This is a genomic window from Mycobacterium canetti CIPT 140010059 (assembly GCF_000253375.1).
Lineage (GTDB): Bacteria > Actinomycetota > Actinomycetes > Mycobacteriales > Mycobacteriaceae > Mycobacterium > Mycobacterium tuberculosis.
In genome coordinates this window covers 2,293,981-2,312,287 of the sequence record NC_015848.1, presented here as the reverse complement: position 1 = coordinate 2,312,287, position 18,307 = coordinate 2,293,981, and the positions used below count along the sequence as shown (strand labels likewise).

Below are 18,307 nucleotides of genomic sequence, written 5' to 3'. Positions count from 1 at the left end.
ATTTCGTTGTCTCGAGTGCCCTTGGCCCCGGCCGGGGCGGAGCCGGAGCCGAGCATCTCTTTGCGGGGTGATGACGGCACGGCCCCGGGCGTGGATTCGGGTTGGCCGGAGTTGTCAGACCCTGCTGCGATGATGAACTCATGTCTTCGACCGCGACGTCTGGCGCAGCGGTAGTCAGTCCTGCCGAGCGTGTGGAGGTGTTGTTTGAGGAGTTGGCGGAGTTGGCCGGTCAGCGCAATGCGATTGATGGGCGCATTGTGGAGATCGTGGCCGAGCTGGATCGCGACCAGCTGTGGGGTGTGACGGGGGCGCGGTCGGTGCCGGCGTTGGTGGCCTGGAAGATGGGCTGCTCACCGGCAAATGCGCACACGATCGCCACCGTGGCGCGGCGGTTGCCGGAGTTTCCGCGCTGCGCCCGGGGTATGCGGGAGGGCCGGTTGTCGCTGGATCAGGTTGGGGTGATCGCGGCGCGCGCGGGTGAGGGTTCGGATGCGCATTATGCGGAGTTGGCCGGGGTTGCCACGGTCAACCAGTTGCGGACCGCGCTCAAGTTGGAACCGCGACCCGAACCCGAACCGGATTTTCCGCCGGATCCGCGGCCGTCGATCTCTAAGAGCAGCGATGAGCAGTTCAGTTGTTGGCGGATCAAGCTTCCGCACGTGGAGGCGGCGAAGTTTGATGCGGCGTTGCAGTCTCATCTGGATGCGTTGATCGCCGAGTACAAGCGTGATTACGACAACAGCGATCGCCCGTCCGATCAGCGGCCCCCGTTGCCGACTACCGCAGAGGCGTTTCTGCGTCTGGTTGAGGCCGGCTGGGACGCCGAGGTGACCCGTCGGCCACATGGGCAGCACACCACCGTGGTGATGCATCTAGACGTGCAGGAGCGCGCCGCCGCGCTGCACCTGGGTCCGCTGCTCAGCGAGTCCGAACGCCGATACCTGCTCTGTGATGCCACCTATGAGGCCTGGTTCGAACGTGACGGGCAGGTCATTGGCTGCGGTCGAACGACTCGTCAGATCAATCGTCGGTTGCGCCGGGCGCTTGAGCATCGCGACCGCACGTGTGTGGTTCCCGGTTGTGGGGCCACCCGGGGTTTGCACGCCCATCACATCCAACATTGGCAGGACGGTGGGGCCACCGAGCTGGCCAACCTGGTGCTGGTGTGCCCGTATCACCACCGGGCACACCATCGGGGCCTGATCACCATTACCGGACCGGCAGACAACCTCACCGTCACCGACAGCGCGGGCCGACCTTTGAGCGCGGGATCGTTGGCGCGGGCGTCGACGAAGCCGCCGCCGGCGGTAGCGCCGTGGCCTGGGCCCACCGGCGAGCGCGCCGACTGGTGGTGGTATGAACCCTTCCAGCCGCAACCACCTCCGATAAGCAACTAGGCCCGGCAGCGGGTCCCGCTCGGTACCTGTACCCTGCAGTAACGCTTAAACGGTTTGGGGCATCAAGGATTTCGTTCGTGCTACCCGCTGGTGGCGCCCACCCGCTAAGCCGATGAGTAGCCCTGTGTCAAGCCGCCCGGTCTTGATCTTGGTTGAGCAGTGCCTGGAGGGCGCGATGGTTGGCAGGGTGGTAGGCGGCGCCGTCTTGCCAGCAGTGCCAGATGACGTAGAGCCAGGCGCGGGCCAGGATGCGCACGGCGTGGGGGTGGTCGTGTCCTCGGGCGATGGCGCGGTTGTAGCGGTCGGCGGCCCAGAGGTTGGCTCGGCGGCTGTCACCGGCGAAGTCGCAGACGGCGTCGCGGATTTGTTTGTCTGCGGCCCAACGGAATCCGACGTGTTTGACTTTGCCGGACTGACGGGTGGAGGGGGCGACGCCAGCCAGGCAGGCCAACGATTCGGGCGTGGGGAAACGGGCTCGGCAGTCCCCGATCTCGGCGAGCAGCCGGGCGGCGCGGACGGTGCCGGAGCGGGGCAGGGAGGTGAAGATATGCGCGTCGGCGTGCAAGGAGAGCTGTTCGGCGATCTGCGCGTCGAGCGTCTTGATCTGGGTCGCGACGCTGGTGAGCGCGGCGACCATGGCCCGGGTGATGTGGGCGTTGGCGGCACCCTCGTCACCGGTGGCGCCGCGCGGGTCACCGGTGAGCCGGTCGTGGAGCACGGCCGGGTCGACACGGCCGCAGTAGCCAGCGGCGGCCAGCCAGCCGGCCAGGCGCTTGACCGACAGCCAGTCCGCGCGGTCCTAGCAGTCGAAACGGGTCAAAAACGCCAGGCTGATCGGCGAGTCAAGGTCAGCGAACAACCCGACCACACCCGGAAAGACGACGCGCAGGTGCGCGCGCAGCTGATTGGCCAACGCAACCCGGTGGGCGACGAGGTCTTTGCGGGGGCGGCAGGTCCGGCGCAGGGTGGCCGTGGCCGGGGTGTCGGGCAGCAGGGGGCGCGGCCGGGACCGGTCGGTGCGCAACGTGTCGGCGAGCACGAACGCGTCGAACCGGTCGTCCTTGTTGCCAGCCGAGCCGTAACGACTGCGCAGATTCTTCAGCTGGTTGGGGCTGATCACCACCACCGTGATCCCGGCCTCGAGCAGGGTATCCACGACCGGGCCGTCCGGGCGTTCGATGGCGACCTCGCGGGCACCGGCCCGGCATCAGCAGCTCGAGCAGCTCGCGCAGTCCGGCGGCGTTGTGCTCGATCGTGGCGCGGCGAACCTCGCGCCCACGCGCATCGACGATCGACACCGCGTGATCATCTCGCGCCCAATCGATTCCACCCGTGACGCCGTTCGGCGGCTCGTCGGGCAGGGTAGTGGTTTGGGCAGTAGACTCCATAACAGCCTCCTCGCTGCTGTACTCAGTGGGGAGGCACCCTCGTGCGGGGCCCGAACGCGGCTGCCGCATCGCTCACTGTTCGGCGCTCGTCGGCGCTCAGTCCTGTCGACGGTCGGCGCGTCCGGGGCTACCGCCGGACTCCGCAGAACTCATCGTGGACATCACGGCTGTCGAGCGAGCAGGGCGATAACCCAGCGGCGCCTCGGGTGCATCGGCAATCCATCCAAGATCACCGACACAAGGATGGTGCACCAGTGAGCTTCGCGTGCTCCCATCAAGATCCACGGCGGGGTGTCAACGGCAACCGAAAACTGATCAGGTGTCGGCAATCGAAAATTGACCAGCTTGGTTTCATTGGTCGTCGGCCGTGACGGTGGGGACGCGGCCGAGGTCTCGGTCTTTGATGCGGTAGCTGTCTCCTTTGAGTGCGATGACTTCGGCGTGGTGCACGAGTCGGTCGATCATGGCCGCGGCTACGACGTCGTCGCCGAACACTTCGCCCCAGCGCCCGAAGGGCTTATTTGACGTGACGATGAGGCTGGCCCGTTCGTAGCGGGACGACACCAATTGGAAGAACAGGTTGGCGGCTTCGGGTTCGAAGGGGATGTAGCCCACTTCGTCGACGACCAGCAGCGGGTATCGGGCCAGCCGAATCAGTTCAGATTGCAGGGTGCCGCTGTGGTGGGCGGCGGCCAGACGATCAACCCATTGCGAGGCGGTGGCGAATAGGACGCGGTGGCCGGCCTGGCAGGCGCGGATCGCGATCCCGATTGCTAGGTGGGTTTTCCCGGTTCCTGGTGGACCGAGGAACACCACATTGTCTTTGGCGGTGACGAAGTCCAGGGTGCCCAGATGCGCTATGGTGTCGCGTTTGAGACCGCGGGCGTGGTCGAAGTCGAACTCCTCCAACGACTTGCGCGATGGGAAGCGGGCGGCCCTGATGCGTCCTTCGCCGCCGTGGGATTCGCGGGCCGACACCTCGCGTTGCAGACACGCTGCGAGGAACTCCTCATAGCTCCAAGTCTCGGTGCGGGCGCGGTCAGCGAGCCGCTCGATGGCCCCGCGCAGGGTGGGGGCTTTCAGCGCCCGGGTCAGATACGCCAGCTCGCCACCCGATGCTGGGCCCGACCGGCGGCAATGTCAGCATCGCTGCGGTATCGGCCTCGATGCGATCTGCCGGTCGACATCCCAGCACTCGGTGCTGGCGGTGATTGGCCCGCACCAGCCAGGCCTGCAACTGGGTATTGAAATCCGCCGGAGAGGCAAAGACCCGACCCGGCAAGAACGCCCGCTCCAGGTAGTCGTGAAAACGTTCGACCAGCCCCTTGGCTTCGGGATCACCGGGTTTACAGATCCACACTTTGGCGGCCAGGGTGCCGCGGAAGGCATGGCATGCCGCAGTCAGTTCAGGTTGGCGCGCCCGCCACCGCCCGACCGCGCCCTCGCCGTCCCACACCAACACCCTTGGAACGGCGCCCAACGTCGAAAGATGCTGCCACCACCCGGCATACAAGTCTTCGGCGGTGCGTGTCGGGATCAACAGCGCCGAGGCCCACCGCGAATACCCACACACCATGGTCAGCACAGGTAACGCCGTGGCGGTGCGGACCTGGCCGTACCCCACCGGCACAACGACATCGGGGAACCAGAAGTCGCACTGCCCGATCTCACCGGCCACATACGTCGTACGCGACGCCGGATCCGGCGGCAGATACAGCGGCCGCAACTCGCGTACTCGCCCGCTGAGCGTCCGGATCGAATACGACCAACCGATCCGCTCGGCGATCACCGTCGCAGGCATCCGCGGATAGGCTGCCAACAACTCCCGGATCCGCGGCTCGGCCTCATCTGCAACCGAGCCCTTCGCCGCACGCTGGTACTTCGGCGGCCCATCGGAGGCCAACGCCGACTTCACCGTGTTCCGCGAAATCTTCAACACCCGCGCGATCTCCGAAATCGGCAACCGCTCCGACCGGCGCAACCGCCGGATCTCGGCCCAATCCTCCACGCTCAACACTCGCTTCCTCCTTGGCCCATAGCCAAGGCTCTCCAGGAAGCTGGTCAATTTTCAGTTGCCGCGCTCTGGTCAGTATTCAGTTGCCGCCGACAGGCGGCGGTGCGCACCACTTGGGGCCGGGCGTTGCCTGCTCGGCTCGGGTTCGGCGCTGGGCTGGATCATCGACCGCGTCACCACCGACAAAGCGTCCGGAATCGACCAGGATCCCAACGACTGGTGCGAAGAGCACGAGATCCCACCTACATCGTCGATCGCATCAGAAAGGTCGTACCGGGGACTTGCGCGCGGCCAAAGCGGCTAACACGTCCTTGGTGTCGTGGGTCTCGGACACCGCCGCTTCACGAAGATCGGTAACCGCCTTACTAGCCCCAGGAAACGTCGCCCCGGGTGAAAAGTCTTGACCACGAACCGGGTTGATGAGCGGGCGACGGATCATCGCGATAGTCAGGCCGCCCAAGACTGACGTCGCGGTCTGCTGGAATGTCGCTGCGACGGGCGCCGCTCAACTCGTAGGGGCACCACCGGAAGGCTCCACTGCCGCGTAGTGCTCCATATACGTCTGATCATGCAGGCCGAAGTAGGTGCAGGTGCGGTTCTCGAGGTCCACGACGTAGCGGAGCACACCGGCTCGCCAGGCTGCCGCGGCGAACTCTCGGAAAGACGTCTGACCCGCCTGATCGGCGCGCAGCGCGGTGACGAGGGCCGTGCGGTCGAATGCCGGGACCTCGGCCACGCCGTCGATCAGGGGCACGCCTTGGTCAAGGACTGGACCGTAATCAGTCTCGTACAGGCTTTGCATCGCCGGTAGCCACCAGGTATTGGTTCGGACACCGGCGCGGCGCAGCGTCTCGGCCAGATGGGGGAAGCCGTTGACCGCTGGTCGGTTCATGATGGCATCACGCTGTGCGGCTTGAAGACTCATCTTTTCTCCGATGCGAAGGGATTCACGACGACGACAGGACCGTTTCGATTTTGACAGCATCGAACCATGATGACAATATATTGCCAAAGTTGGAGGCGGGATGTCCGATGAGATCGCTCGGCTGGTAGCAGACGTATTCGAGCTCGCTGGCCTGCTACGGCGCTCAGGTGAGGTGGTCGCTGCCAGAGAGGGGCACACGCAGGCGCGATGGCAGCTGCTGAGCGTGGTCTCCGATCGAGCGCTGACCGTGCCCCAAGCCGCTCGCCGCCTTGGAGTTACCCGTCAGGGGGTGCAGCGAGTGGCCAACGATCTGGTCGTTTGCGGCTTGGCCGAGCTCAGACACAACCCCGACCACCGCACATCACCACTGCTGGTGCTAACCGAGAATGGTCGCCGCGTTCTCCAGGCAATCACCGAACGCGCCATCGTCGTCAACAACCGACTTGCTGACGCCGTAGACCCGGCCGCGCTGCAAGCGACCCGCGACAGCCTGAGGCGGATGATCGTCGCGCTGAAAGCCGAACGTCCTTGAAGTCGATGTCATCGCTGGGCCGGTCGGCTTCGGCCAGCGCCAACGCGTCCCCGGACCGGGTGGTATCCGCGCTCACTCATGCGCTGGCGATGTTCCCTGGTCCACTATGTCTTCCCTGGTCCACTATGTCGATGTACCCGGCGGCGGACGACGACGGCCACGGGTCAGATGTGAGACACGAAATCGTCCGGGTGTCCGCAGTCAGAACAACGGCTCGGTGCGTAGTCCGCAATGTGTGCGGATCGCCTCGTAGTCGCGATCACGATGCGCCACGGCGACCCCGATCCGCAACGCCATCGCGGCCACCTGGCAATCGATCAGGCTGCGTACGGTGTCGCCGCCGCGACGACAGCGCCGGTGAATGGCGGCGGCATCTTCCGCGTCGCGGACCGGGGCCAGCGGTTCGATAGTGAATCGTTGCAGGAGCCGTCGGCGCAGTGCGGCGCTGTCCTCATCGGTCGTACCGATCAGCAGCTCCATCATCACCACCTCGGGCACGATCACCGTCGAGTCAGCGGCAATGCGATCGGCTAGCCAGCGACTGGCCAACGACTCTGACGTGGAGAGATATTCGATCCAGACCGAGGTGTCGACGATCATCTACGACTCGTCGGCGAGCTTGCGGTCCGTATCCGAGAACGATTCGATCTCATCGTTGCTGAAGTCGAAACCGCTGCCCTGCAGCGCCAAAGCCTCATCGCGGCCCAACGGTTCACCCACGAGCCGGCGCAGCGCGAGGTCGACGGCACTTCGCTTGGAATCGAGTCGGTACATCCGCTGTGCGGCGGCCACGAGTTCGTCGTCGATCTCGATGTTGGTCCGTGACACAACACCACTATACACATTTATGTGTATGAACGTGCTATTTGCTAACCGGCTCGCACGACCGGTGCAGCTTTGCCCTGGTGCAGGCGATGTGGAGCATGCCTGATGGACGAGATCGAGAGCCTTATCGGGCTGCGGCCAACCCCGCTGACGTGGCCGGTCGTTATCGCGGGCGACTTTCTAGGCGTGTGGGACCCACCACCGAGTCTCCCGGGGGGCGGCTAACCATGAAATATCAGCGCCTACCGCTAGAATTTCATGCATGTTGATCGAACGCCGCGACGCCGCCGCGCGGTTGCGACGCGCGCTACACCGAGCGCCGGTGGTGTTGCTTACCGGACCTCGTCAAGCCGGCAAGACCACCCTTAGCCGGCTGGTGGGCAAGTCCGCACCCGAATGTACGTTTGACGCCGAAAATCCCGTCGACGCGACACGGCTTGCCGACCCGATGTTGGCTTTATCCGGCCTTAGCGGGTTGATCACGATCGACGAGGCGCAACGGATTCCGGATCTGTTTCCGGTCCTACGCGTGCTCGTCGACAGGCCTGTCATGCCGGCCCGGTTTCTTATCTTGGGTAGCGCCTCACCCGATCTTGTCGGGCTGGCGTCCGAAAGTTTGGCCGGACGCGTCGAGTTGGTGGAGTTGTCCGGCCTGACGGTCCGCGACGTCGGATCCTCGGCCGCCGATCGCCTCTGGTTGCGTGGGGGTCTACCGCCCTCGTTCACGGCACGCTCCAACGAGGACTCCGCGGCGTGGCGCGACGGCTACATCACCACGTTTCTGGAGCGCGATCTCGCCCAGCTTGGTGTGCGCATTCCGGCCGCGACGATGCGGCGCGCGTGGACGATGCTCGCCCACTACCATGGCCAGCTCTTCAGCGGCGCAGAACTTGCCCGCTCACTCGACGTTGCTCAGACGACGGCGCGACGATACCTCGATGCGCTCACCGATGCACTCGTCGTCCGTCAGCTGACGCCCTGGTTCGCCAACATCGGAAAGCGACAACGCCGATCACCCAAGATCTACATCCGGGACACCGGTTTGTTGCACAGGTTGCTCGGTATCGACGATCGGCTTGCCCTCGAACGCAATCCGAAGCTCGGCGCGAGCTGGGAGGGGTTCGTGCTCGAGCAGCTTGCGGCCCTGCTCGCCCCGAATCCGCTGTATTACTGGCGCACCCAGCAAGACGCCGAACTCGATCTCTATGTCGAATTATCTGGCCGTCCCTATGGATTCGAGATCAAGCGGACGTCTACACCGTCGATTTCCCGGTCGATGCGCTCGGCTCTTGTCGACCTCCAACTGGCGAGGTTGGCAATCGTCTACCCTGGCGAACACCGCTTTCCCTTGAGCGACACGGTCGTTGCGGTTCCCGCGGATCAGATCTTGACCACCGGGAGTGTCGATGAACTTCTCGCGCTATTGAAATGACGGGCTATCGTAAGTTTATGCCCTGGGGGAGCGTGAATCCCGCTGGCGGTCGGGTGAACCGCCCCGGTTTTCTTGCACCCCGCGTCGACGTGCCGGTGACGAACTTGACGAATAAGGCCTTTGGTCCTTTCCGGTAGGGGTCTTTGGATAGGCGCGATCCTCGGCATCGGGCCGGTAGCTTGCCGTTTGTGACCTATGTGATCGGTAGTGAGTGCGTGGATGTGATGGACAAGTCCTGTGTGCAGGAGTGTCCGGTCGACTGTATCTATGAGGGCGCCCGAATGCTCTACATCAACCCCGACGAGTGCGTGGATTGTGGTGCGTGCAAACCGGCCTGCCGCGTCGAGGCGATCTACTGGGAAGGCGATCTACCCGACGACCAACACCAGCATCTGGGGGACAACGCCGCCTTTTTCCACCAAGTCCTGCCGGGCCGAGTGGCTCCGCTGGGTTCGCCGGGTGGTGCCGCAGCGGTGGGCCCGATCGGAGTCGACACGCCTCTGGTCGCGGCTATCCCGGTAGAGTGCCCTTAGTCGCAGGCGACGAGCACACAACACCCAACGCAATAAGGGAAACCGCGGCCGGCCGTCCTTTCCAGGAGAGATCGTCGACCCACCATGTGCGACATTGGTCACCTGCTGCAACCGACTTCGATGGTGTGCCCGCACCGTAGCCGCTGCACGTGGCCACGGCATTCGACCTCAATTGGCTCGGCGTCTCCACTTTCTGCGGTCAAGGTGGCGCTTCGGCCACTGATTCGCAGGCTCAGCTGGTGGCGGCGGTACACAAACGGAAACTCAAGTGGTCCAAGTGCTTCCGGCCATTGCGGGCTCAACACCAGCCGGTCGTCGCGCAGTTCCAATCCGGAATAGCACCGCTGCAGCAGGTCGATGCTGCCGGCCATGGCCGCCAGGTGAATTCCTTCCTGGGTTGTGCCGCCCTGGACGTCGGCGATATCGGAGCGCAGGACCTGACGGAAGTACTCCATGGCATTGCTCCGGTTGGCGCGGGCGAGAACCCACGCATGCACGACAGCGCTCAGGGTAGATCCATCCGAGGTGCGGGCAAGATAGTAATCCACGGTGCCTGGGATTTGTGTGGGCGCGAAGCGGTAGCCAAGCCGGGCCAACAGGCCGATCAGCTCGTCGGAAGACAGCAGGTAGAGCAGCATCAGCGCGTCGGCTTGCTTGGACGCCTGGTAGTTGTTCACGCTGTCGCTCTCGGCTTCCAGGATCCGGTCGAGTCGTTGGATGTTTCCGTATCGGTGCCGATAGTGATCCCAATCCAGTTCCGCCAGTTCCGAATAGCCCTCGAACTGGCTGATCACGCCGTCGTGGAATGGAACGAACATGCGTCGGCTCACGTCGTCCCATTGGTCGCGCTCCTGCGTTGTCAGCCCGAGCTTTTCGATCAGATGGCGGCGATCGGTCAGCGGTAGCAGGTCCAGCGCCTCCATTGCCCGCAGGATCACCCATACCGCCATCACGTTGGTGTACGCATTGTTGTCTATTCCGTCGTACTCGTTGCCGGGATACCCCGAATGGAATTCGTCGGGACCGATTACTCCCCGGATCAGGTAGCGGCCGCGACTGTCATCCAACTTGGCCAGGCCTACCCAGAAGCGTGCGATCTCAACCAGCAGCTCTGCCCCGCAGTCGACGAGATACTGGCGGTCACCGGTCACTTGGTAGTAGTGCCACGCGTTGTAGGCAACCGCTAGACCGACGTGATGGGCACGGTCACTGGGATCGGGAGTCCACCGCCCGGACCGTGGATTGAGGTGCAGCTGCTGACTCACTTCGCTTCCGTCGCTGCCCGACTGCCAGGGATACATCGCGCCAAGGTGGCCCGCCCGGTGCGCCGCTCGGCGGGCCGCGGGTAGTCGTCGGTACCGATAGTCCAGCAGCGATCGCGCCACCTTCGGCATCCGCAGGCTGAGCACCGGAGCGACGAACAGCGCATCCCAGAAGACATGCCCGCGGTAGGCCTCTCCGTTCAGCCCGCGCGCTGGGACCCCGGCGTCGAGCTCAGCGGTATGCGGCGAAATGGTCTGTAGCAGGTGCAGTAGGTGCAGTCGCACGAGCCGCAATTCCTCGGTGTTGCCGGTCAAATCGATGGCGCATCGTTCCCACAGCCGTGCCCACGCGCGGACGTGCTGTTGACAGAGCTCGGCATAGCGACCGGCCTCACCTAGACAGCGCTGTGCGCTTATTGCCGCTGTCAATGTCGCGGCGTCCCGGCTCGTGAAGATCGTCGCGACCTTTTCCAGCGTGACCGATTGCCCCGCTGACAGGGTGACCTGGATGTCATGGCCGCCGCGGTTGGTGTCCCTGGCGACCCGATATTGCGCGTCGACCCGTTGGCCATCGCGCCACAGGGTACTGCGAGCGGCGACCGCGATCGCGATACCCGATTGCGACGTCTGGGTGCGCAACAACACCGAGTCCGCCAGGACTTCTATCTCGGCGGTGGTAAGGTGTTGGCTGGATAGTTGCCGATAGCGTTCCACCAGGGTGTTATGCACACCTCCGTCGACTAGTGAGCGGAAATCAACTGTGCCCGACCAATTTTCGGATTCAATCCGAGTTTGCAGTGCGACCAGGTTGGGCCGGTTCATGGACGCGAACCGCTCCTGGGTCATCGTGGTCACTCGTCCGCCGGCGTCTCGGAATCGCAAGCTGCGGGTCAACGTGGCACGGCGTAGGTCGAACGTCTGCCGGTAGGACAACAACTCGACCGTATCGACGTTGAACCATGCTCCGCCGTCGATACGGAAGGTCAGCGACAACCAGTTGGGGAGGTTGACCAGGCTTTCGTTGTCAACGGTGCACCCTTCGATGTGGTCAGTGAGCTGGTTGTACACCCCGGCCGCATAGGTGCCCGGATAATGTGCCTCGCTTTCCGCTGATTCGGGTGCGCAGCCCCGCGAACCCAGGTAGCCGTTGCCCACCGCGCACAGCGCTTCACGCAGCCGCTCCTGGCCAGGGTCGTAGCCGTGGAAGACCAGAGTCCACGGATCGTCGTGCTGCACTGCCTCCTGCAGATCGCAAGCCAGCTGGGAGAGGAATTGGCAAACGGTATAAGGACATTCGAGACGAAAGGTAGCGGCAGACCGTCGATCACCGTGTTCGTTGTGGCGCACCACAATCCCGACACCGGTGAAACGCACGGCATCAAAGGCATCTTCGTCGGTAAGGTCGTCGCCGATGTAGATCGGCGACCGTAGGTCGGGGCCGACTTCGGCCGGGCCGAGCCGCTCACCGATCCAATCGAGTGCTTTGCCCTTGTCCCAGGCTATATCCGGGCGAAGCTCGACGACTTTGCGGCCGGTGGTGACACGCAGCCCTGCTGCGTGTCCGAGTCGGCGCACCGCCGCAATCAGGTTGTCGACGCTGTCGTCGGCAACGTTACGATAGTGCACTGCGACTGCGAAGCGTTTGTGTTCCACTACTGCTCCGGCGATTTCGCGGAGTGCGTCGGCCAATTGCGCTGCCGCCTCGGCCAATCCGTCGATAGCTGCAGTGGCGGCGGCGTTTTGGTGATGGCTGCCGTCTGGCGCCACTAATTCGAAGCCGTGGCTGCCGGCCAGCCACAGCCCGTCGACTTTGACCCGGTTGCGAACGTCGGCCAGGTCGCGTCCGCTTATCACCGCCACCGGACACTGGGCCGCCAGCGCTCGCAACGCTTCTGCTGCGCCGTCGACGAGCGTTGCCGCTTCGGGGCGCTCGACGATATCGGATAACGTGCCGTCGAAATCGAGAAACACCGCTGGTCGTCGGCCGGTCAGTAGTCTTTTCAATTGGCTGTAGACCTGCAGGGCGTCGGGAATCGTGGAGATGGCGGCGTCGCCGCTTCCCACCGTGACGGCGGCCAGGTCTGCGACCACGGCGTCGGCTCCGCTGGACAGCAGGTTCTCGGCATCGCCGTGCGCGTCGACGGCGATCACCAGCGCGAATCCGCCGTTCCGGCCGGCGCGCAGACCGGTCTGGCAGCTGTCGATGACCACACAGCGACCGGGGTTTGCTCCCAGCCGCTTCGCCGTCTCGATCAGGCCGGCCGGGTTAGGCTCGGCCGGTAGCCCGAGCTCGGCGGTGACGGCGCCGTCGACAAAGACGGCAAACACTTCTGCCAGGCCGGTGGCATCCAGCGTGTGCCCGTAGTTACGGTGGGAGGTGTGGGCGGCCACGCGGACACCGGCAACCTGCAGCCGACGTGCGAACGAGGCAATCGACTTGCCCTCGGGGACACCGGTGTTCAACAGTTGCAGGAATGTCTGGCGCTCGAGGTTTTGCAGCCCGTACACGGTGTCGTCGGTGAGATCAGTCGGGGAGCCCGGCGGCAGCCTGATTCCGCGGGCGGCCAAGAAGTCGGCTACACCGTCGGGTTTGCCGGCCAAGAAGCGGCGGTAGTCGTCGTGGGTGAGGGGGCAATGGTCTTCGCCGGTCCGCTGGGGTCGTCGGGTGAGGTAGTCATCCAAGAACTTCGTCCATGCCGCGGCGTGCACTCGCGTGGCCTTGTCGACCACGTTGTCGAGGCCGACGATGACAGCGTCGTGGTAGCGCCGGTCGATGGTGGGCGGCGGTCCGGTCACATTGACGACGATGCCACAGCGCACGCCTGGATTCGGGCGTCGAATCCAATCATGGTCGGTTGGCCGTCCGATTGGGGACTAAAGCCTCATGACCGGTGACTGTCCCGGTTCATAGCGTTGCTCGAGGCGAAGGGAGAATGAAATGTCTAAACCCCGCAAGCAGCACGGACTTGTCGTCGGGGTAGATGGTTCGCTCGAATCGGATGCCGCCGTCTGTTGGGGTGCCACCGATGCGGCGATGAGGAACATTCCGCTGACCGTGGTCCACGTGGTGAACGCCGATGTAGCGACGTGGCCGCCGATGCCGTATCCGGAGACCTGGGGGGTTTGGCAGGAGGACGAGGGTCGCCAGATCGTCGCCAACGCCGTCAAGCTCGCCAAAGAGGCGGTTGGAGCGGATCGAAAGCTCAGCGTAAAGAGCGAGCTCGTATTTTCCACGCCGGTACCTACCATGGTTGAAATCTCCAACGAGGCAGAGATGGTGGTTTTGGGCAGCTCGGGCCGGGGAGCGCTGGCCCGAGGCTTGCTCGGTTCGGTCAGCTCGAGCCTGGTGCGACGCGCCGGGTGCCCGGTCGCGGTCATCCACAGCGATGGTGCGGTGATCCCTGATCCGCAGCACGCTCCCGTGCTGGTGGGAATCGACGGTTCGCCGGTTTCGGAGCTTGCGACGGCGGTGGCATTTGACGAGGCGTCGCGCCGCGGCGTCGAACTGATCGCCGTGCACGCGTGGAGTGACGTCGAAGTGGTGGAACTTCCGGGTTTGGACTTCTCGGCTGTACAGCAGGAAGCGGAGCTTAGTCTCGCCGAACGCTTGGCAGGTTGGCAAGAACGCTATCCCGATGTGCCGGTGAGCCGGGTTGTCGTTTGCGATCGCCCGGCGCGGAAGCTAGTGCAAAAGTCGGCGTCCGCCCAGCTTGTCGTCGTTGGCAGTCATGGCCGAGGTGGCTTGACCGGCATGCTTCTGGGGTCGGTCAGTAACGCGGTCTTACACGCCGCGCGGGTGCCAGTGATCGTGGCACGGCAGTCGTGACTACTTGGCTTGGCTACCGCCATGGACTCACCGACCAACGACGGCACGTGTGACGACCATCCTGTGACAGATGAGCCTTTCATCGATGTGCGCGAAACCCACACCGCAGTGGTTGTGTTGGCCGGCGACCGGGCGTTCAAGGCGAAAAAGCCTGTGGTGACGGATTTCTGCGACTTCCGCACGGCGGAACAGCGTGAGCGCGCCTGTATCCGGGAATTCGAGTTGAATAGTCGGCTGGCCGCGCAGAGCTACTTGGGCATTGCCCATCTCAGCGATCCAAGCGGCGGGCACGCCGAACCGGTCGTCGTCATGCGGCGTTACCGCGACAAGCAGCGGCTGGCGTCGATGGTGACCGCCGGCCTGCCGGTCGAGGGTGCCCTGGACGCGATCGCTGAGGTGTTGGCCCGGTTTCACCAGCGCGCACAGCGCAACCGGTGCATCGATACTCAAGGTGAGGTCGGTGCGGTGGCGCGGCGTTGGCACGAAAACCTGGCCGAACTTCGCCACCACGCGGGCAAAGTGGTCTCCGGGGATGTGATTCGGCGGATTGAACACATGGTCGACGAATTCGTTTCCGGGCGCGAGGTTTTGTTCGCCGGCCGGATCAAAGAAGGTTGTATTGTAGACGGCCACGCGGATCTACTGGCCGATGACATCTTCTTGGTGGATGGCGAACCGGCGCTGCTGGATTGCTTGGAGTTCGAAGACGAGCTTCGCTACCTCGACCGCATCGACGACGCCGCCTTTTTGGCCATGGATCTGGAGTTCTTGGGCCGCAAAGATCTTGGGGACTACTTCCTGGCCGGCTATGCGGTGCGTTCGGGTGATACCGCCCCGGCGTCGCTGCGCGACTTCTACATTGCTTATCGCGCGGTGGTGCGCGCGAAAGTCGAGTGCGTGCGATTCTCCCAGGGCAAACCGGAGGCCGCTGCGGACGCCGTGCGCCACCTGATCATCGCCACCCAACACCTACAGCACGCTACGGTCCGGTTGGCGCTGGTCGGTGGCAATCCGGGCACCGGCAAGTCGACCCTGGCCCGCGGGGTCGCCGAACTGGTGGGGGCGCAGGTGATCTCAACCGACGATGTGCGCCGGCGGCTACGCGATTGCGGAGTAATCATCGGGGAGCCCGGCGTTTTGGACTCCGGGCTCTACAGTCGTGCCAACGTTGTGGCGGTCTACCAGGAGGCGCTGCGCAAAGCCCGCCTGCTCTTGGGTAGTGGGCACTCAGTGATCCTCGACGGTACCTGGGGTGATCCGCAGATGCGCGCCTGCGCCCGGCGTCTCGCGGCGGACACGCACTCGGCGATTGTCGAATTCAGGTGTTCGGCGACGGTTGACGTGATGGCCGACAGAATCGTTGCCAGAGCCGGGGGCAACTCCGACGCCACCGCCGAGATCGCGGCGGCCTTGGCCGCCCGGCAAGCGGACTGGGACACCGGGCACCGGATCGACACGGCGGGGCCGCGTGAGCGCTCCGTGGGACAGGCCTACCACATCTGGCGCAGCGCGATCTGAGAACGCCGAAAGGAAAACCGATGCCAACCATCACTGTCAGCAGCACATCGTCGCTGTGTGGTCAAGCGCTCTCGGGCAACCTGACTTTCGCCGAGCATCTGGTCCGGATGGGAATCACCTCAGTGTGGGTCCATTCGGGCGCGATTGCTGCTACCCCGGGGTCGGTCGCGGCCGCCGAACGCCGATTGTTGCTGGAATCAGCTCGCGGTGACGCCTGACACCCGGATGCCGGCATCGTCGGCCGCCGGGCGCGACGCGGCGGCCTACGACGTCTGGTATGACTCACCCACCGGGCGGCCGATCCTGGCGACCGAGGTCGCCGCGTTGCGGCCGCTCATCGAGGTCTTTGCCCAGCCACGCTTGGAAATCGGTGTCGGTACAGGACGTTTCGCCGACCTGCTCGGCGTGCGGTTCGGACTCGATCCATCCCGTGATGCGCTGATGTTCGCACGCCGGCGCGGCGTCCTGGTCGCCAATGCCGTCGGCGAGGCGGTCCCTTTCGTCAGCCGGCACTTCGGGGCGGTCCTCATGGCATTCACGCTCTGTTTCGTCACCGACCCGGCCACCATATTCCGGGAAACGCGGCGTCTGCTCGCCGACGGCGGCGGCCTTGTTATCGGGTTCTTGCCTCGCGGGACACCGTGGGCCGACCTGTACGCTCTGCGCGCGGCCCGCGGACAGCCAGGCTACCGCGACGCCCGCTTCTACACCGCGGCCGAACTCGAACAACTGCTCGCAGACTCGGGATTCCGGGTCATCGCCCGCCGCTGCACGCTGCACCAACCGCCGGGACTCGCCCGGTACGACATCGAAGCCGCCCATGACGGTATCCAAGCCGGCGCCGGCTTCGTTGCTATCTCGGCGGTCGACCAAGCGCACGAGCCTAAGGATGATCACCCACTCGAGTCGGAATAGCCACCACGACGCCGTTCCTTGGGCCGGGTGCGGGACAGGCCGGCTGGGTATCCGATTGCGGTTGAGCGCGGACGCGATCGTCATCGCCAGACCGGTCGGGCATTGCCTGCCAATCGGCGTTTACGTCACCCATTCCGGCTGCGAGGACACCTCGACGGCACCGAAGTCGTTGTGTGCCAGGCCAGCTACGGTCCCGCCGTCGACCACAAATTCCGCGCCGGTGGAATAGCTCGACTCATCGCTGGCCAGGTAGACGACGAGGTTGGACACTTCCACGGGTTCGGCCGCGCGGCCCAGCGCGGTCTGGAAGATGTCTTCGGGGACCCAGTCAGTCATCGGCGTCTTGACCAACCCAGGGTGAATCGAGTTGACTCGAATTCCGCTGGGCCCCAACTCGAGAGCGGTGGACTTGGTCAGCCCGCGCACGGCGAACTTGGTGGCGGTATAGCCATGACAAGCAACCGTGCCGGCCAGCCCCTCGATCGACGAAATGTTGATGATGGAGCCGCGACCAGCCTCTTTCATTGGCTTGACGACAGCGCGGATGCCCAGGAAGACTCCGGTCAGGTTGACATCGAGGATGCGCTGCCATTCGGTGAGGGCGTAGTCCTCGATGGTCCCGATGTTGAGAATGCCGGCGTTGTTGACCAGCACGTGCAGGCCACCGAATGCGGTGACCGCGGTGTCCACCGCAGCCGTCCATTGCGCGGGTTGGGTGACGTCGAGATGGACGTAGCGGGCCGCATCGGCCAGTTCGGCGGCCACCGCCTTGCCCTCCTCGTCGAGGATGTCGCCGAACACAACCTTTGCGCCTTCGGCCACCATCGCCCGCACATGGGATGCACCCATACCGCGCGACCCGCCGCTGACAAGTGCGACCTTTCCGATCAACCGTCCAGACATGGATTCTCCTCGTGCTTCGATGCGTTGCGGACCTTGGTTCATGGTGGTCGGCATACCGCCGATTCGTCCAGACGGTTATAGCCTGCGCAGCAGCGCTGCCGCGCGCACGTCGTCGCCGACGACGAAGTGCATGCGCACGATGTCGTCGTGCTGCTCGTAACGAATGGTCAGCGGTTCGCCGGACTTGATGGGGCTGCGGTACTCGAGCACGGCGCGGTAGGGTGCCGTCAGGGTGGGTATCTGGCAGAGTATTTCGTGCACACCGTGCCAGTAGATGGTGTTGTTGACATGCTCGAACGGGTCAATATCCGTGCGACGCAAGGGAAATGGTGTCTCGGTACCATCGATGTTCGGTCCGGTGAGCCATGGGCGCCACTTGAGCCGGTGGTTATCGGTGGTGCTGCCGAAACGTGCGATGCAGTCATCGGTGAGACGGGACGGCGTCAGGGTGTCTTTGTTCACGCAGATCCAGAACCCTTCGGTTTCGATGCGGCCGCCGGCGGATCCTTGCAGCTGCACACGCATGCTGCACCACCTGGTGGAAAGCGCTGCGCACCACCGGTGAAAGGTGATGTCGCTGGGTAGCTCAATCGGGTTGATGACATCGATGACCGTGCGCAGGACAATCCAATGGGGATGGACCTCTGCCAATTGGGCATCGGCGAGATGCTCGGCACCGACCTCTTGGATATAGCGCGCGACACCGTCGAGGCGCAGTTGTTGGTGCTCGTCGATGTCCGTTGTGGCCAGTCGCCAACCCGTTGTGTAGACGTATCCCGAGCTGGGTCGCTCGACAAGCGCCAAGTCGACATCGCGGTTATGGTGCACGGCCGATCC

15 protein-coding genes and 4 pseudogenes are annotated in these 18,307 nt (G+C 64.4%); 10 read left to right on the top strand and 9 right to left on the bottom strand.

The features are described 5' to 3' along the window. Nucleotides 1-140: 140 nt before the first annotated feature. A complete protein-coding gene (locus MCAN_RS10640) occupies nucleotides 141-1,397 on the top strand; it encodes an HNH endonuclease signature motif containing protein (protein ID WP_014001067.1) in 1,257 nt (418 codons plus the stop codon). Between the two features lie 127 nt (nucleotides 1,398-1,524). Here MCAN_RS10640 and MCAN_RS24275 read toward each other — a convergent pair. Continuing rightward, nucleotides 1,525-2,785 (bottom strand): annotated as a pseudogene (locus tag MCAN_RS24275) (IS110 family RNA-guided transposase). Nucleotides 2,786-2,860: 75 nt separating this feature from the next. Between MCAN_RS24275 and MCAN_RS22155 the strand changes: the two are divergent. Further along, a pseudogene (locus MCAN_RS22155) lies at nucleotides 2,861-3,043 on the top strand (hypothetical protein); the annotation flags it as partial. Between the two features lie 93 nt (nucleotides 3,044-3,136). Here the strand turns inward: MCAN_RS22155 and istB are convergent. After that, a complete protein-coding gene (istB, locus tag MCAN_RS10625) occupies nucleotides 3,137-3,889 on the bottom strand; it encodes an IS21-like element helper ATPase IstB (protein ID WP_041180092.1) in 753 nt (250 codons plus the stop codon). Nucleotides 3,890-3,893: 4 nt separating this feature from the next. Continuing rightward, a pseudogene (istA, locus tag MCAN_RS10620) lies at nucleotides 3,894-4,802 on the bottom strand (IS21 family transposase); the annotation flags it as partial. 106 nt (nucleotides 4,803-4,908) lie between these two features. Here istA and MCAN_RS24130 point away from each other — a divergent pair. Further along, nucleotides 4,909-5,156, top strand: a pseudogene (locus tag MCAN_RS24130) (hypothetical protein); the annotation flags it as partial. Between the two features lie 148 nt (nucleotides 5,157-5,304). On the opposite strand, the gene MCAN_RS10615 reads toward MCAN_RS24130, so the two are convergent. After that, the gene (locus MCAN_RS10615; protein ID WP_178125312.1) at nucleotides 5,305-5,724 is read right to left on the bottom strand and encodes a DUF1398 domain-containing protein; all 420 of its coding nucleotides are present in this window, start codon (nucleotides 5,722-5,724) and stop codon (nucleotides 5,305-5,307) included. A gap of 100 nt (nucleotides 5,725-5,824) precedes the next feature. Between MCAN_RS10615 and MCAN_RS10610 the strand changes: the two genes are divergently transcribed. Beyond that, nucleotides 5,825-6,256 carry a MarR family winged helix-turn-helix transcriptional regulator gene (locus MCAN_RS10610; protein ID WP_003410078.1) on the top strand — a complete coding sequence of 144 codons (432 nt, stop codon included), beginning with the start codon at nucleotides 5,825-5,827 and terminating at the stop codon, nucleotides 6,254-6,256. 201 nt (nucleotides 6,257-6,457) lie between these two features. Here the strand turns inward: MCAN_RS10610 and vapC are convergent, their stop codons facing one another. Beyond that, on the bottom strand, nucleotides 6,458-6,856 hold the full coding sequence (gene vapC / locus MCAN_RS10605; protein WP_014001061.1) for a type II toxin-antitoxin system VapC family toxin: 399 nt from the start codon (nucleotides 6,854-6,856) through the stop codon (nucleotides 6,458-6,460). Continuing rightward, entirely contained in the window at nucleotides 6,857-7,084 is a 228-nt protein-coding gene (locus MCAN_RS10600) for a type II toxin-antitoxin system VapB family antitoxin (RefSeq protein ID WP_003911750.1), read from the bottom strand. It abuts the gene before it with no gap. Between the two features lie 259 nt (nucleotides 7,085-7,343). On the opposite strand from MCAN_RS10600, the gene MCAN_RS10595 reads away from it, so the two are divergent. Next, nucleotides 7,344-8,513: an ATP-binding protein gene (locus tag MCAN_RS10595; RefSeq protein WP_003899126.1), complete on the top strand. Its 1,170-nt coding sequence runs from the start codon at nucleotides 7,344-7,346 to the stop codon at nucleotides 8,511-8,513. A gap of 188 nt (nucleotides 8,514-8,701) precedes the next feature. After that, nucleotides 8,702-9,046 carry a ferredoxin gene (fdxA, locus tag MCAN_RS10590; RefSeq protein ID WP_003410065.1) on the top strand — a complete coding sequence of 115 codons (345 nt, stop codon included), beginning with the start codon at nucleotides 8,702-8,704 and terminating at the stop codon, nucleotides 9,044-9,046. A gap of 98 nt (nucleotides 9,047-9,144) precedes the next feature. On the opposite strand, the gene otsB is transcribed toward fdxA, so the two are convergent. Beyond that, nucleotides 9,145-13,128, bottom strand: coding sequence for a trehalose-phosphatase (otsB, locus tag MCAN_RS10585; protein WP_014001060.1), 3,984 nt, complete (start codon nucleotides 13,126-13,128; stop codon nucleotides 9,145-9,147). Nucleotides 13,129-13,246: 118 nt separating this feature from the next. On the opposite strand from otsB, the gene MCAN_RS10580 reads away from it, so the two are divergent. The 4 genes from MCAN_RS10580 to MCAN_RS10565 are packed head-to-tail and all read left to right on the top strand — an operon-like array spanning nucleotide 13,247 to nucleotide 16,567. After that, entirely contained in the window at nucleotides 13,247-14,134 is an 888-nt protein-coding gene (locus tag MCAN_RS10580) for a universal stress protein (protein ID WP_014001059.1), read from the top strand. A gap of 21 nt (nucleotides 14,135-14,155) precedes the next feature. After that, nucleotides 14,156-15,652 (top strand): bifunctional aminoglycoside phosphotransferase/ATP-binding protein, encoded by a 1,497-nt coding sequence (locus MCAN_RS10575; protein WP_014001058.1) that lies wholly within the window; start codon nucleotides 14,156-14,158, stop codon nucleotides 15,650-15,652. Between the two features lie 20 nt (nucleotides 15,653-15,672). Further along, entirely contained in the window at nucleotides 15,673-15,870 is a 198-nt protein-coding gene (locus MCAN_RS10570; RefSeq protein WP_041180091.1) for a hypothetical protein, read from the top strand. Between the two features lie 7 nt (nucleotides 15,871-15,877). Beyond that, nucleotides 15,878-16,567 carry a class I SAM-dependent methyltransferase gene (locus MCAN_RS10565; protein ID WP_041179896.1) on the top strand — a complete coding sequence of 230 codons (690 nt, stop codon included), beginning with the start codon at nucleotides 15,878-15,880 and terminating at the stop codon, nucleotides 16,565-16,567. 120 nt (nucleotides 16,568-16,687) lie between these two features. Here the strand turns inward: MCAN_RS10565 and MCAN_RS10560 are convergent, their stop codons facing one another. Beyond that, entirely contained in the window at nucleotides 16,688-17,470 is a 783-nt protein-coding gene (locus MCAN_RS10560) for an SDR family oxidoreductase (protein ID WP_014001057.1), read from the bottom strand. A 75-nt stretch (nucleotides 17,471-17,545) separates the two neighbouring features. After that, nucleotides 17,546-18,298 carry an acyl-[acyl-carrier-protein] thioesterase gene (locus MCAN_RS10555; RefSeq protein WP_014001056.1) on the bottom strand — a complete coding sequence of 251 codons (753 nt, stop codon included), beginning with the start codon at nucleotides 18,296-18,298 and terminating at the stop codon, nucleotides 17,546-17,548. Nucleotides 18,299-18,307 lie beyond the last annotated feature (9 nt).